This window comes from Pseudoduganella buxea, assembly GCF_009720835.1.
Lineage (GTDB): Bacteria > Pseudomonadota > Gammaproteobacteria > Burkholderiales > Burkholderiaceae_D > Rugamonas > Rugamonas buxea.
The window spans coordinates 1-14,361 of record NZ_WNKZ01000116.1; the positions used below are offsets into that span (position 1 = coordinate 1).

General features: G+C 68.3%; 12 protein-coding genes. 1 reads left to right on the top strand and 11 read right to left on the bottom strand.

The features are described from left to right. Window positions 1–125 precede the first annotated feature (125 nt). Window positions 126–2,132 carry a beta strand repeat-containing protein gene (locus GM672_RS24760; RefSeq protein WP_155473196.1) on the bottom strand — a complete coding sequence of 669 codons (2,007 nt, stop codon included), beginning with the start codon at window positions 2,130–2,132 and terminating at the stop codon, window positions 126–128. Between the two features lie 285 nt (window positions 2,133–2,417). Here GM672_RS24760 and GM672_RS24765 point away from each other — a divergent pair, with 285 nt between their 5' ends. After that, complete coding sequence (locus GM672_RS24765; protein ID WP_155473197.1) at window positions 2,418–3,026, top strand: phasin family protein; 609 nt, start codon at window positions 2,418–2,420, stop codon at window positions 3,024–3,026. 23 nt (window positions 3,027–3,049) lie between these two features. On the opposite strand, the gene GM672_RS24770 is transcribed toward GM672_RS24765, so the two are convergent. From GM672_RS24770 to GM672_RS24815, 10 genes are all read right to left on the bottom strand, one after another. Beyond that, window positions 3,050–3,763 (bottom strand): hypothetical protein, encoded by a 714-nt coding sequence (locus GM672_RS24770; protein WP_155473198.1) that lies wholly within the window; start codon window positions 3,761–3,763, stop codon window positions 3,050–3,052. Between the two features lie 96 nt (window positions 3,764–3,859). After that, complete coding sequence (locus GM672_RS24775) at window positions 3,860–4,519, bottom strand: SOS response-associated peptidase (protein ID WP_155473199.1); 660 nt, start codon at window positions 4,517–4,519, stop codon at window positions 3,860–3,862. Between the two features lie 62 nt (window positions 4,520–4,581). Beyond that, on the bottom strand, window positions 4,582–6,144 hold the full coding sequence (locus GM672_RS24780) for a GH39 family glycosyl hydrolase (protein WP_155473200.1): 1,563 nt from the start codon (window positions 6,142–6,144) through the stop codon (window positions 4,582–4,584). Between the two features lie 145 nt (window positions 6,145–6,289). After that, window positions 6,290–7,459, bottom strand: coding sequence for a helix-turn-helix domain-containing protein (locus tag GM672_RS24785; protein ID WP_155473201.1), 1,170 nt, complete (start codon window positions 7,457–7,459; stop codon window positions 6,290–6,292). Window positions 7,460–7,524: 65 nt separating this feature from the next. Next, window positions 7,525–8,130 carry a histidine phosphatase family protein gene (locus GM672_RS24790; protein ID WP_188916056.1) on the bottom strand — a complete coding sequence of 202 codons (606 nt, stop codon included), beginning with the start codon at window positions 8,128–8,130 and terminating at the stop codon, window positions 7,525–7,527. A 36-nt stretch (window positions 8,131–8,166) separates the two neighbouring features. Next, window positions 8,167–10,467: a sensor domain-containing diguanylate cyclase gene (locus GM672_RS24795; protein WP_155473202.1), complete on the bottom strand. Its 2,301-nt coding sequence runs from the start codon at window positions 10,465–10,467 to the stop codon at window positions 8,167–8,169. Window positions 10,468–10,764: 297 nt separating this feature from the next. Beyond that, the gene (locus GM672_RS24800) at window positions 10,765–11,709 is read right to left on the bottom strand and encodes a hypothetical protein (RefSeq protein ID WP_155473203.1); all 945 of its coding nucleotides are present in this window, start codon (window positions 11,707–11,709) and stop codon (window positions 10,765–10,767) included. Beyond that, complete coding sequence (locus GM672_RS24805; protein ID WP_155473204.1) at window positions 11,706–13,070, bottom strand: hypothetical protein; 1,365 nt, start codon at window positions 13,068–13,070, stop codon at window positions 11,706–11,708. Before GM672_RS24805 ends, GM672_RS24800 begins: the two co-directional genes overlap by 4 nt. Before the next feature lie 24 nt (window positions 13,071–13,094). Next, entirely contained in the window at window positions 13,095–13,343 is a 249-nt protein-coding gene (locus GM672_RS24810) for a hypothetical protein (protein WP_155473205.1), read from the bottom strand. Between the two features lie 124 nt (window positions 13,344–13,467). Continuing rightward, the coding region (locus tag GM672_RS24815) for an endonuclease I family protein (RefSeq protein ID WP_211517419.1) at window positions 13,468–14,361 on the bottom strand (894 nt) is incomplete at its 5' end.

A 14,361-nucleotide genomic window follows, 5' to 3' on the forward strand; every position in this document is an offset into this window, starting at 1 on the left:
CATCATGAAGCGCGCGGCGCGCACGGCGCCGTGCGTCGGCATCATCGCAATACCGATATCGACGATGCGCGCCAGCGCGTCGTTGCTGCGCTCGTGCGTGCTTGCGGGCCGCAGCAAGGCGGCGCTCATCGTGTCGCCCGGCGGCGCCCGCCCAGCCATCCCGCCACCGCCAGGCCAGCGAGCAGCATCGCCCAGGCGCCCGGTTCCGGCACGGCCGACACGTTCGTGTAGGTGCCGTCGAAACGGTACGTGACGGCCAGGCTGTCGATGGTGGTCGCGCGCAGCAGTTGCGCGAAGGCGGCATCGCCCGTGTAGTCGCCCAGCAGGCGGAAACCGTGCAGCCCGCCCGTCAGGGCCAGCGTCTCGCCGCTCTCGAAGGATTGCAGGCCGTTGAAGGTCAGCCGCCCGTTACCCAGCAAGATGGTGGAACTGTCCACCAGGCTGAGCGCGGCAAACGTCTGGCCGTCCGCAGCCGACAGGTCCAGCGCGCCGCCTGCCAGCACGAGTTCGCTGGCGGCGTCGATACGCTGGGCGCCGACCAGCACCAGCTCGCCCCCCGTCAGCACCGTGTCGCCCCCGTACGTGCTTTGCCCCGTCAACGTGACGGTGCCGCTGCGAATTTCCACGCGCTCGAAATTGACGATGGCCCCGGCATAGCCGAAGGCATTGCCGCTGCCCGCATCGACCAGCAAGGTGTCGCGGCCCGCGCCACCGTCTACGCTGCCCAGCACGAAGGCGGCGCCGCCGGCGATCGTCAGGCGGTCGTCGGCGGCGCCGAAGGCGATGGCCTTGCCGCTGGCGGCACCGTCGATCAGGCCGGCGTTGGTGACGGCGCTGGCGTCCGCGCCCGTGCGGATGGTGGCGCTGCTGCCGCCGCCGACCAGGGATGCGCCGGCACGGTTGTCGATGGTCACCGTGTAGCCGCTGGCGGCGCCTTCGGCCACGATGGCCGAATCGCCCTGCCCCCGGATCAGGCCGCCCGCCGTGTTGACGATGACGGCGTGGCCGTACAGGCCCTCGCGGGTGCCCGCCAGCGGCCCGGTGGCGATGTCGTTGCCGGCCAGGGTGATGCCGCGCCCGACGGCGTTAACGTTGCCGGCCGCCACCAGGCCTTCGATGACGCCGCTGTTGACGATGCGTCCGCCGCCCGCCGTGATGCCTTCGCTGTAGGCCGGGCCGGCGCCGGGTGCGCTGAAGGCATTGGCGGAACGGATGACGCCCGTGTTCGTGATATCGACCAGCGCGTCGACGTCGACACCGTCGCCGTCGCCGGCGACGCCGTTGCCCAGGATGGTGCCGTGATTGACGACGGTCACGAGCTGGCGGCCGTTGAAGCCATCGACATTGATGCCCGAGCCATTGCTGCCCCGGATCACGCCGCCGGCCCCGTTCGTCACGTGCAAGGTGAAGGCGCTGGCGGCACTGGCTTGCCCGGCCGTGATGCCATGGCGGCCGCCTTCGACCAGGCCGCTGTTGGTGACGACGATGCCGCTGTTTTCCTGGCCGTCGATGCCGTCGCTGCTGCCGCCGGCCGTGCGCGAGCGGATCGTGCCGGCATTGACGACAACGCCGTTCGCGCCGGGCCGCACGGCATCGGCTTCGCTGGCGAACAGCAGGCCGCCGGCGTGGTTGTTGACGACATTCGCGCCCGTGACGGACGAGAAATCGACGGCTTGCGCGCCGCCGGCCGAAGCGTTCTCCGACAGCAGCGCACCCCAGTTGTTCAAGGTGACGGAGGAAGCAGGCACGTTGACCTGGATGACATCGGCATCGGCCGCGCGGATCACGGCATTCGCGTTGCCGCTGCTGCCGTTGTTGATGACGAACTGCGTGACGCCGCCGGTCGCGCGCACGGCCCGGCCCGTACCCGTCTGCGCGATCGTGCCCTGGTTGTCGAGGGTGGCGCCGTTGCCGGATACGGTGACGGCAACCGTGGCACCGCCCACCGTCAGCGACTTGCCGGCCTGGACAGTACCGGTCTGCCCCGCGCCCGGTCCCAGGTTCTGGGCCGTCGTGGCGTGCGTGGCGATGGTGAACGAGGCGGCGCCGGCCACGGGCGCGGCCAGCACCAGCATGGCGGCCAGCACGGCATGGGCGACGGGGGACAAGGCGGGCGAATTCGTTTTGGACATCGATCAATCTCCGGATAAATTTTTGTTAGCAAATTTAAACGAGATTTATGACGGCGCAATGACTGACTATTTATCCGCGCCTCGCATGTCAAACGGCTGTCATAAAGCCGGTCTAGCCTGTGCTCTGCGCGTAGTCGACTGCGCGCCGCAGGAAGGCAGAAAGCAACAAGAGAAATAACAAGCGAAGTAAGCTGCAAAGAAAGAGTACGTGAAGCCATTCGACCGGACTGCCCGCACTGCGGGCGCGGTCACCACCAATGTGATTCAACACTTTCGAGGATTTCCATGTTCCCGTTCTCCCATTCCGTAACGCCCGCCGCCCGCACCCACCTGGATGCCCAGGTCGCCTTCATCAACGACATGTCGAAATCGCTGGCCCGTTCCTTCCAGGACCTGTGCCAGTTGAATATCCAGCTGAGCCAGACGATGCTGGAAGAAAGCACCATCGCCGGCCAGCAACTGCTGACGACGGACCGCGCCAACGACGTCGTCAACGTCGCCGGTTCGCGCGCCCAGCCCGCCGCCGAGAAGCTGCGCGCCTACCAGCAGCACGTGTCGCGCGTGGCCGCCAATGCCCAGGCCGAACTGGCGCGGGTGGCCGAGCAGCACGTGCAGGAAACGTCGCGCACGGCCCGCGCCCTGGCCGACGAAGTGGCCCGCACGGCCGTCGAGCAGACCGACCGCAGCCTGCGCAAGCAGGAAGAAACCATCCGCAACTTCCGCGACCCGTTCGTGCAGGACGACGCATGGCGCGGCAACGGCAGCGCCCACGCGCACGGCAACCTGCAATCGGCCGGCGAAGGCGAGCAAGGCCAGCACCAGGGCAACCTGCAGACGGCCGCCAACTCGGGCCAGCAGTCGAACCAGGGCGGCAAGGCAAGTAAGGCCGGCTGATGCAGCTTGATGTAGGCTGAACGTCAGGCGTCGCGGACGGCCGTCCACACGGCCTCCGTGACGCTGTCGAGATAAGTATAGAAGTGCAGTTCGTCGATGCCCTCGGCCACGGCCACTTCCGCATACGCGGCGATTTCCCGGGGCCGCGCGAACGCCAGCTCGCCCGCCATCGGCACCAGCAGCGCCGGGTCCGCGCCTGCCGCCGCCCAGAACGCCAGCGACTTGCGATAATTGTCCTCGGGGATGCCATGCCCGACGACGCCTCCTTCGACCCGCCAGTAGGCCTGCGGCAGCAGCACGTCCGCATGGCTGAAGAACACCTGCCACGGCAAGTCAGCGAAGACGGCGGCGGCGCGGTAATGCGACGTCGTGCCGAACACGCGCCCGGCCGCCGCGTCGACCACCAGGCGGCAGAAGTCGTCCGCCAGCGCTTCCAGGCCCGGCTGGTCCCAGTCATATGGCCGCCCGGGCGCCCCTTCCGGATCGACATAATAGCCATCGAGCCCCGCCACGAAGGCAGACGCCACTTTTTCCGCCTCGCGCATGGCCGGATCGCGCTTGGCCGACGGCCAGCGCCAGCCGAAGACCTGCATGCCGCGGTCGTGGAACACGTCGATGGCACGTCCCAGATCGTTATCGGTACGCACGGCAACGCCGGTGGCACCCACGGCCTCGGCCTGGTCCGCGAAGTCGTGCACATCGTCGTAATTGACTACCCACAGGATTTTCGCTGGCATGGCTATCTCCTTCAACACGGTCGGCTTCCAGTATGGGGGCTGGGCGCGGCGCCGTTGTAATGCTTTGTCGTCACCGTCGGCCGGCGGCAACGGCGCTCAGAACAGCGCTGCCTGCGGGTCGTCCTGCCCGCCCGGCGGCGCGGCGAAGGCGTGCAGCTGCGCCGCCGGGGTGAGCCGCAGCATGGCCCGCGCCCGCAGAGGATCGCGGCACGCCAGCCAGCGCGCGTAATCGTCCGGGGCGACGATGACGAGCGAACGTTTTTCGTCGCCGGGCCGGTGAAAGCGCCGCAGCAAGGGGTGCTCGTCGGCGTTCACCGTCAGCTGGGTAAACGAGCAGACCTTGCGTCCGTCCGGCCCGGCCCACGCACGCCACAAGCCCGCCACGGCAAACGGCGCCTCGTCGGCCATGCCGATGGCCCAGCGCACATGGCGGCCGCTCTCGTAGTTCGGCTCGAAATAATGCGCCATCGGCACCAGGCAAAGCTGGCCGGATGCCCACGCCTCGCGGTAGCTGCGCAACTGGGCCACCGTCTCGGCGCGGGCATTCATCGTCGAAAACGCCGAACCGGCCGGCAGCCGGTGCTGGGGCACCATGCCGTAGCTGGCCAGCAGGCTGTGGCGCCGTCCCTGGCGGTCGGCGACGACGATGGGGGCGGCATAGTCCTGCCACACCTCCGGCTCCCATTCGCCCTGGGGTTCCGGCGCGCCGAAGCGGGCCATCGAGCCGCGCTTGACCGTCACGTAGTTGACACACATAGTAAAGATTGCTGGACTGAACGGGCCGATGGTAGCAGAGACGGCGCCACGCCCGCCAGGGCCTACCTGCGCCGCTCCAGCTGCACCAGAAAGACATCGTTCTGCCGCAGCGGCAGCCGGTAGTCAAAAGCGCCGTCCGCTCCCACGCGCACCGTGCGCCGCAAGGACGGCGCGCCCGTCGCCATCGCCTTCAGGGACGTCACCTGGGCGCGCGTCAGCTGCCTGGGCGAGCCCATGTCGATATAGGCCGTGAAAGCATCGTTGCGGCGATAGCCCACCTGGGACAGGGTCAGCGTGTAGGCGCCCGGCGCCAGGCCCCGCAACCGCACCCTGGCGTCGCCCTTGGCGGCAGGCGGCAGGTCGCGGATGAAGTACTGCTGGTTGTTGACACCGGCCGGCAAGGTATGGCTGTAATCCCACAGCAGCACGCGGGCATTGCCCTTGCCGTCCGTCGTCGCCACGGACTGGCTGTCGCCATTCTCCAGTTCCGTCGGCGCAAGCGCGTTCAGGAACTGGTAGGCAAAGTAGGCCGGCTTCTTGATGCCCTGCGTGTTCATCAGGCCGAAGCCGCCGTGGAAGGCTTCGAAGCGGGGGCCGGCCTCCTCGAAGATGTCGGTAAACACCCAGTACGACATCGACTGCGCCGCGCCGCCCACCTGGCGCAGCTTCTGCAGGATGTACGCGGCCTGGTGGTAGCTGTCGTGGGTGGGATCGGCCGGAGTATAGGAGCTGCTCCACTCCGTGTAATGCAGCGGCAGGCCCGGTTTGGCGGAGGCGGCGATTTCGCGCCGGTTCCTGTGCACGTCGGCGCTGATGGCGCCACCGTCCGTGCTGAGCACCGTGCCGGTGGTGCCGTATTCGTCCAGGAAGCCCTGGTTGACGCCATAAGTGTGGGTGCTGACGAAATCGAGCGGTACGCCGTTGGCCGTGGCGTGGGCGATCATCTCGGGGATCCACGCGGCGCCCGCCGTGGCCGGGCCGCCCACCTGGTAGCGGGGGCTGACACGCTTGATGGCGCGGGCCGCATGCTCGTACAGCTTGAAATACTCGGCCTGGGTGCCGGCCCAGAAGCCGTCCAGGTTCGGTTCGTTCCACACTTCGAAATACCAGCTCGCCACTTCGGCCTGGCCATAACGCGCCGTCCAATGCCGGGCCAGCGCCTCGATCAGCCTTTCCCATTTCGCATAATCGCGCGGCGGCGTGACATTGCCGCGCCACCAAAAGATAGTTTTATCGCCGCTGGCCATGGCCGAGGGCATGAAACCCAATTCGACGAAAGGCCTGATACCGATCTGCAGCAGATTATCGACCAGCGCATCGATATACTGGAAATTATAGTGCTCATTGCCTTGCGCATCGACCCGGTACACACCCATGTCGTCGCTTAACAAACCATGCATGCGGATATATCGAAACCCGGCGTCGCGGCGAATCTCGGCCAATTGGGCCTGCCAGTCGGCCCGCAGCCCTTCATTGGCGCGGCCGGCGCCGACGGCGAAATTGAAACCACGGTCCAATGGGCCCGCTACCCGCCGCAAATCCACATCGATATTGCGTTCGGACGCCACGGCGGCAAATGACAAGACAAGGAGTGCGGCCAATGCCGCCGCTTTTTTCAGGACCATCAGATTTTCCCAGGAAGTATGACCGACATGGCCGGCGGCAGCCGGCCCCCGTCGGGCAGGATAGATCCGCTGCGGGGCGCGACCTAGCGATTCCCGTGAAAACCCTGGCAGCATGCGGTTTGTGCAAGCCTTCGTGGCGCCAGTATCAGTCTGCCTGGACGGTGGTCCCGGCGGCCTCGCGGAAGGCTTTCGGCGTGCAGCCGTATTCTTCCTTGAACAGGCGGTTGAAATACGAGATATTGCCGTAGCCGACGGCATAGGCGATTTCCGCCACGGTGGCGGTGCTTTTTTCGGCCAGCAGCCGCGCCGCTTCCGTCAGGCGCAGTTTATTCACGTAGGCCGTGAATGTGAAACCCAGCTCGGCTTTCAATATATCGTTGACCTTGTTGCGATTGCTGCCCGTGGCCTGCACCACCTTTTCCATATCGAGGGCCGCGTCGGCATAATGGGTGGCGATATGGCGCAGGATGGCCGCCTTTTCCCGATCCCTTTGAGGTTCCAGCGCAAGTTGCTGGTATGCCTGCAGGGGCCGGTCCTTGTGCAGCTTCTGCTGCACATCGCGCACCAGGGCGGCGGCGTGGGCCCGGAAAAACCACAAGGCATAAATGCTCCAGCCGCCCGTCAATAAAATACCCAGTAACCATAGATAGCGTTCATCGCGGCCATGCAGCACGATGTCGCCCAACTCCACCGTCGAAGCGATATCGCGCGGGCTCTGGAAGGTCGTGCCGACGTATAGCTTGGCGACCCGGTCCAGGGTATAGGCCTGGCGCGACAGGTCGAGCTTGAACATGTCGAACCACCATTGCGGGGTTTCCAGCCGGGTCAGGTCGATGGTCACGCGCGACGGCGTCTCGTTGCAGGCGAAGAAGGCGGCCGGGGTGCGGTAGGTCAGCAGTTCGCCGGGGCGGGAGACGGCCGCATCGAAGGTGGGCAGGCCCAGGGTCAGGATATTGGCGGGGCTGCAGCGCACCCGCAGGGTCAGCGACGTGTGGCGCGACAGGTCGGCCAGCACGTCCCTGCCGTCCGCGCCCGTGAAAACCAGGTCGGCCGCCGCGAACGGATGACGGTTCGGCCTCGGGTCCGTGGCGATGCGAAAGTCCGCCCGCACTGCGTTTGCTTCGTGACGCACGCGGATCGCCGTCCGGCTGCCCGCCTCTCCGTCCGAACTGGCCGCCAGGCGCCATGGCAGGCCGGCGGCGGGCAGCAGCGCCTGGCGCGGCTGGCTCCACCCGACACAAGCCCACGCCAGCGCGAGGCTGGCCGCCAGCAGGCCCAGGCCACGCACCAGCGCCCTGTTGTAGAACTCATGCATCGCGATCCGGCCCCTCCCTTGCTGAGGCCGGAATCATAGCATTGCTGCAACTGACCCGGGAGCGGCTACATCGACCTGGCCGCGTCCTCGCTGCGCGGCACGCCCAGGCGGCCGACGACGGCCAGGCTGCCGTCGCCCTTCGGCGTTGCCACCACCATCTCGCCCTGGGCCAGCCGGTCGCCCGTCAGCGCGCGGATATTCACGTCGTGCGTCACGAGCACCAGGTTGGCACCGCCGCGGTATGCCGCCACGGCGGCGCGCAGGCTGGCCAGCTTGCGCTGGCGCGCCGTATCATCGTCGGCCATGCCGGAGTCGAGCATCGGCGCCGTCTCGACCCGGCCGAAGGCCAGCCGCGCCGTGTCGATGCAGCGGCACCAGCGGCTCGACAGCACCTGTCCGACGGGCACCCGGTGGCGCTTGAAGGCCGCGCCCAGCGCCTGGGCATCGGCGCGGCCGGCGGCGGACAGGTTGCGCTGCGAGGCGCAGTCCGCCAGCGTGAAGCCGGGTGGATCGCCCACCCCGGGGTCGGTGGCGGCATGGCGGATCACCAGCACATGGCCGCCGGCCTGCAGCCGGCGCCACAGCGCCCCTTCGTCTTCCTGCGCAACGGCCGCCGGAGCGGGAACGGTGCCGGCCAGCACGGCCAGGCACACAAGAATACGACGCAACATGGCCCCTCCTGATCGTCGTCATCGAGGCCTGATACCTTACTCCTGTTTGCCCTCGCCGGACAGGGTTTCGTCCCCGCCGACCGTCTCCACGCAGGCCGTGTCGCGCCCGGCCGCCTTGGCGCCGTACAGGGCCCGGTCGGCACCCTCGGCCAGCCCGCGCTTGTCCGGGCGCGCGCTCCAGGCGATGCCGATGCTGGTCGTTACGGGCAGGATGCGCCCATCGACGAAGAAGATGGGACGGATCGCATCGAGCAGCTTGCGCCCGATCGACTCGCATTCGAGGGCCGAATGCACCTGCTCCAGCACGATCACGAACTCGTCGCCGGCCAGGCGCGCCACCGCGTCCGTCACGCGCACCGTGGCGGCCAGCCGCTGGCCGAACTCGCGCAGCACGATGTCGCCGGCGGCGTGGCCCAAGGTGTCGTTGATCTGCTTGAAGTGGTCCACGTCGAGGTACACCAGCGCCAGCGGGCTGCCGTTGCGGTGGGCCCGGTCGATGGCCTGCACCAGGCGCTCCTCGTAGGCGCGCCGGTTCGGCAGGCCGGTGAGGTGATCGGTATGGGCCAGCCCATGGAGCTGCCGCTCGTGCTGGCGCGCCGCGGTCGCGTCGGTGGAGAACACGTAGCCGCCGCGCACCTCGCCGTCGCGCACGTGGGGAATATAGGTCGAGCGGATCAGCCGGACGTGGCCGGCGTGGCGCACCTCGCTCTCGGCTTCGGACGTGCGGCCGGCCATGCAGGCCACCAGCGACGCGTGCCGCTCTTCGAGGAAGGCGGGCCCCAGGGCCTGCTCCACCGTCCGGCCCACCATCGCCGCCGGATCGAGGCCGAGCCAGTCCGCATAACGCTGGTTGGCGAACTGGTAGCGCAGGTCCGTGCCGATATAGGCGATCATCGCGGGCACGTGGTCGGCGATGGTGCGCAGTCGTTCCTCGTTTTCCAGGATGCGGGTGCGCGACTCGGCCAGCTCCGTGACATCCTTCAGGCCCAGCACGGCACCCAGCAGCTCCCCGGCACTGCCCTTCATGGGTCGGCCGCTGGCCAGCACCATGCGCGAGCGCGCATCGGGTACCTGCACCTGCAGCGACATGTTCGCCACGACCTCGCCGGCCAGCGCGCGCCGCAGCGGCGTGCGCGCCTCGGGCAGCACGGTTTGCGCCGCCGTCACGGCCGGCTCGGCATCGGCCGAGGCCTGGGCACCATGCAGCTTGCGCGCGGCGCGATTGACCAGCGTGATGCGGCCGGCCGCGTCGCAGGCGATGACGCCGACGTCGACCGACTCCAGGATGGCGTCGAGCAGGCGTTCCTTGTCGCGCAGCGCATGCTGGGCCGCCACCCGCTCCGACACGTCCTGCATGAAGGCGGCCAGGAAAACCTTGCCGTCCACCTCGAAGGAATTGATCGACATCTCGACGATGCGCTCGCCGCCGTCGCGCGTCAGGGCCGGCAGTTCGACACGCTGGTTGCAGATCTTCGCCTCGCCGGTGGCAAGGAAGCGCGCCATGCCGCTGGCGTGCGCGCTGCGCATGCGCGGCGGGATGATCAGCGCTTCCATGTCGTTGCCCAGCGCCTCGGCCTGGGTCCAGCCGAACAGCTTCTGCGCCGCCGGGTTCCATTCCGTGATCTGGCCGTCGGCGTCGACGCCGACAAAGGCCGCCATCGACGTCTCGATGATATTGCGCACGCGCTGCTTGTTGTGCCGCAGGCTCAGTTCCACCGCCTCGCGGTGCCGGATCTCGCGCAGCAGAAGTTCGTTCTTCTCGTTCAGCTGGCGCGTGCGCTCCAGCACCCGCGCTTCGAGGTGCGCGTTCAGGTCGGCCAGCGCCGCCTGGGCGCCGTCGCGCGCGGCTACCAGCACATGCCGGTTGATTTCGTCGTGCACCATGGCCGCCAGGTCGCGCAGCATGCGCTGGGCGCCGGCGTCGAAGGCCCGGGGCGCCGTGTCGATGACGCACAGTGTGCCGATCGGCTGGCCGTCGACGCTGTGGATCGGATGCCCCGCGTAGAAGCGCACGCACGGCCCGCCGGTCACGAGGGGATTGTCCTGGAAGCGGGTGTCGAGGCGGGCGTCAGGCACCACCAGCTGGCTGTCCAGCGCCACCGCATGGCTGCAGAAGGCGATGGACCGGGGTGTCTCGCAGGCGTCCAGGCCGTGGCGCGACTTGAACCACTGGCGCCGCTCGTCCACCAGCGAGATCAGGGCGATGGGCACGTCGAAGGCGGCCGCCGCCAGCCGGGTGAAGCGGTCGAAGCGCTCCTCGGCCGGGGTATCGAGCAGGTGCAGCGCGCGCAAGGCCCGGACCCGGGTCTCGTCATTAAAGTTGTTTTGTCCAGCCATTACCGTTCCTCACCACATGCGGGCAGAAAAACGGCGGGGGTGGGGCCGCGTATGCGCCGGCGAACGGAGACGAGGTGGCCGGCAGCGATATTCTATAAGAGAAATTTAAATTCCGTGAAGCATCGTTGTACGACGACCGGATTCTGTTGTATTGGCGTCTTTCCACTTCGGAAACGGCCGTTTCCGACAGACGGGCGTGCCTTCCGGCTCGACGGCGCACGCCAGCGCGCCTTCGTTGCCGCGCGCTGGCGTTCGATTGCGCCATGGCCGGGTACACCGGGTCGGCAAATTTGTCCGTCACCCGCCAGCCCGTGGGGCCGCCGCCACGGACAAAGGTGAATTCGCCCTCGACCGCGACAGCGCCAGTGCCGCGCAGGGCCATCGACATCGGCGCGAATTGCTCGAAGCGCAAGCAGCGATATGGACCGAGGGCGGAGCGCCCCGTGCAGGGGCCGACGGCTTCGATCCGGCCGACGCCGTCGTGCACGCCCTCCAGGACCGCAAACCCTGCCGCCGTGGCCTCGCTGCCCCGCTCCCTGGCCCGCTGCGTGGCGCGCTCGGGCGCCGCGATAAAGGTCGCGAACCGGCTGCCCGGGGCGATGGCCGCGATGCGGCCCGGAAGCTTCGTTCCAGCGCGTCATGGCCCAGCGGCGCCCCCGGGTCATCGAGGGCCGGATCGTACACGCGCGGCAGCGCGGGTTTCTCGTCGTCGGTCATCGTGAAGCCGCTCCACGCATAGCGAGTGCGTTCGATGGTGAAGACATAGACGGTCTCCCTGCCCTTGTGATCCTTGACGGCGGTGCCGCCGACGTGGATCGGAGCCCGGCAGGCGCGCAGGCGCGTGCTGGAGGGATAGCGGGGATAGCCTGTGCGGAAGAGCTGCGTGATCTCCCCCACCACCGGTGCCGGCTTGCCGGGCGTTCCCCAGCCTTCGCTGGCCGGATACAGATCGTCTTGCGCCGGGCGCTCCGGGCCGCTGGCCAACAGGAACAGGGCCTCCTCGACGGCGGCGCGCAGCCTCGCGCGGTCCTTGATCCTGCTGGAAGCGTCGATGTGGCGCGATGTGCGCAGCAGCCCGGCGTCATCGATGCAGGCCGTAGCCAGCCAGGCCCGGCACGCGCCAGGTGCCGCGTCGTCCGCCAGCGCCTGCCACGCTGGATGGGCCAGTGCCGCATCCGCTGCAAAAACGACGCCGGCCGCCTGCAACGTGGCCAGGTGGGCGTCGCGCAGTGGTGCCGTCACTGCTGCACGGCTTTCGTGCGCGCCGCAGCGATCGCATAGGCAAGTTCGGTCTGGAAGGCCGCAGCCGTGCGCCACGGCCCGGCCGCGCCTTCCCGTTCGAAGGTGAACTCGGCATCGAGCAGCGTACCCGATTCACCGCCCAGCGCCGCCATGACGGGATCGTTGCGCTCCACCAGCAGGCGGCAGCTGTAGGCCTTGCCGCCGTCGATGGCGCGGCAAGGCGCCAGCGGTTCCACTTCGGCGATTTCGCGCGTGCGTTCCGGCGCGTCATACGACAAGCCGAACTTGCGGCGCACGGCACTGTTCACGTCGAAACCCGGGGTCGCCGGCGCGGCGCCGTAGTTCGACAAGCCCGCATCGACGCCCGCCCGGAACGCGCGCTCCACTTCGGCGCGGCCCACCGGCTCGGCCTTGTTGCCGAAGTTGCCATCCCCGTCGATATTGCCGAAGCGGGCCGCGAGGATGGCGGCGTTGGCGCCCGTCATGACGAAACCCTTCTTGCCCTCGGGTGCTGGCGCGATGGTGAAGGTGTATGGCGTCTCCTTGCCGCCAAGGTGCACGGTGGCCTTGCAGGCACGCACCCGCGCGGCACTGGCGTAGCCCACTTCGCTCAAGCCTTCCACCTTCGGCGTTGGAATGGGCTGGTCCGGCTTCATCCGGTCGATGTGCTCCAGGCTGGCGCCGAGGAACAGCTGCTCGATGCTGCGCCGGGTGCCGCCTTCGGTGCACTCGGGGACGGCCGCGGGCCGCAGCAGCAGCCAGGCGATCCCGGCGGCGAGCAGCACGACCACGCCCAGCCCCAGCCACGGCCGGGCGGCGGACGGCTCGGTAATGATCAGAATGCTGATGGTAGCGTTGACCTGCGCCAGCGCGGCGGCACGCTTCGGATCGGCGGCGACCGCCTTGCGGATCGCCCGCAGCCGCTTCGCATCGATCACGCCCTGCTCCTGCATCCACGACAGCAGCCCGCCTTTGCCGGCCAATACCATTTCATCGGGCTTGATGGCGGCCAGCGCGCGCCGGCACTCATCCTGCGTGATGACCCCGGCCCCGGCCAGCTTGGCCAGGCCCGCTTTCTCCGCATCGTTCAGGCAAAGTTCCAACGCCGTATCGATCGCCTCGTTGTAGCGGGATGCGTCTTCGGGCGTGCAGCGTTCTGCCGACCGCTCGCCCGCTTCCAGCAGCTCGTCTTCGTCGACGATGTCGCGGCGGATCAGCCAGACCAGATGGTCGACCAGGCCCGGCTTGCCCGACAGTTCATAGGCGCTGGCATGGGTCAGGGCCGTCAGGTGCTGGGCCGGCGTGATGATGCCGGCGGCGAGGAGGCCATCGAAGTGCATGGCGGAAGAAGTATCGTTCATCGGGCGTGCGGGCAAGTGAATTGCTCATTTTACAACACCTGCTTGCGTTCCGGACAAGGTCACCGGGCTGTCCGTCAGCCCTGCCCCGGGCTTGCTGGCCCGCTCGATCTCCGCGCCGAAGTTCGCCGCCATGCGCCACGGCTGGCCGGGCCGGTCGCGCTCGAACGTGAAATCGCCACCGAACACGCGCATGCGCGACGGCATCTCGACCGTGTACTTGCCCTGGACCAGCAGGGGCAGCCATACCGCGTGTCGGCCCGCCGCGCCCGGCATGGCGCGCGCTCGCCTCCGTCTTGGTAGATGCCAACTGACGGTATGACAATGGTCGAGCCAACAAGTTCCTTGCGAGCGGGGCAAAGCGCCTTGAGCTTAGGCCGGCAGGCGCGCGCCCGGCGGTTCAGCCACCCAGCCCGCGCGTGAAGTCGATCCGGTCCGCCCAGTCCGGAAAGTCGATCAGCGGGTTGCGGTTGCCCTGCTTCTCGAAGATGGCGGCGTTGCGGTGGTGTTCGTATTCCGTCACCGGGTCCGCCTTGTGCCAGGCCACCAGGGTGGCGATGCGGTCCGCCGTGTATTCGCCGGCACGCCGGTCGATCAGGCCCGGATAGCGCAGCAGGAAGTACAAGGTGGCGCGCGCCACGGCGCCCTTGCCGCTGCCCGGCTCGAACCTGCCCGGTTCGCGCTTGCCGCAGTCGCTGCGGATCACTTCATTGAAATCGGCGAAATCGAAGTACGGCGTATTGCCACGGAAGCTGTTGCAGTCCACTTCGCAGGCGAACAGGTGATGCAGGTCGCCCCGCATCGGCTCGCGCTTGCCGAACCATGACTGCGGCACCACGTGCTCGCAGTTGTAGGGCAAGGCCGCTTCGAGGAAGTCGTCGTCCACCGGCAGGGCCTCGGCCGCCCCAATGCTGGGCCGGACGATGGCGGCGCGCATGCGCTGCCGCTGCTCGTCGATGGCAAAATCCGTTTCGATCAATGCGCGGGCGCTGAAGGTCCGGCTGGAATAGATGCTGACGATATCGTCGTCGCCGCCGCGCGTGTGGCGCAGGTCGACCCAGGGATACAGGTGCTGCGACGGGCTGTAGCGGGGCTGGCTCGTGTGCGTGCTCTCCAGCAGCGCATGCAGGGCGCCATGGGCGGCGGCGGCATCGGCAGGCAAGGCCAGGTCGCCGTAATATGCCGCGCGCGCCACCGCATCGGCCTGGGCGTCGTAGTACGGCCGCTCGGCCGCACGCCGCAGTTCGGCCAGCGCGTCGGCCAGCGCGGGGCGGACCTGGGGCGATGGCGCAGG

Excerpts from the sequence above, each read along its gene's own strand:
- GM672_RS24760 (WP_155473196.1), bottom strand. The coding sequence starts at position 2,132 with ATGTCCAAAACGAATTCGCCCGCCTTGTCCCCCGTCGCCCATGCCGTG.
- GM672_RS24765 (WP_155473197.1), top strand. The coding sequence starts at position 2,418 with ATGTTCCCGTTCTCCCATTCCGTAACGCCCGCCGCCCGCACCCACCTG.
- GM672_RS24770 (WP_155473198.1), bottom strand. The coding sequence starts at position 3,763 with ATGCCAGCGAAAATCCTGTGGGTAGTCAATTACGACGATGTGCACGAC.
- GM672_RS24775 (WP_155473199.1), bottom strand. The coding sequence starts at position 4,519 with ATGTGTGTCAACTACGTGACGGTCAAGCGCGGCTCGATGGCCCGCTTC.
- GM672_RS24780 (WP_155473200.1), bottom strand. The coding sequence starts at position 6,144 with ATGGTCCTGAAAAAAGCGGCGGCATTGGCCGCACTCCTTGTCTTGTCA.
- GM672_RS24785 (WP_155473201.1), bottom strand. The coding sequence starts at position 7,459 with ATGCATGAGTTCTACAACAGGGCGCTGGTGCGTGGCCTGGGCCTGCTG.
- GM672_RS24790 (WP_188916056.1), bottom strand. The coding sequence starts at position 8,130 with ATGTTGCGTCGTATTCTTGTGTGCCTGGCCGTGCTGGCCGGCACCGTT.
- GM672_RS24795 (WP_155473202.1), bottom strand. The coding sequence starts at position 10,467 with ATGGCTGGACAAAACAACTTTAATGACGAGACCCGGGTCCGGGCCTTG.
- GM672_RS24805 (WP_155473204.1), bottom strand. The coding sequence starts at position 13,070 with ATGAACGATACTTCTTCCGCCATGCACTTCGATGGCCTCCTCGCCGCC.
- GM672_RS24810 (WP_155473205.1), bottom strand. The coding sequence starts at position 13,343 with ATGCCGGGCGCGGCGGGCCGACACGCGGTATGGCTGCCCCTGCTGGTC.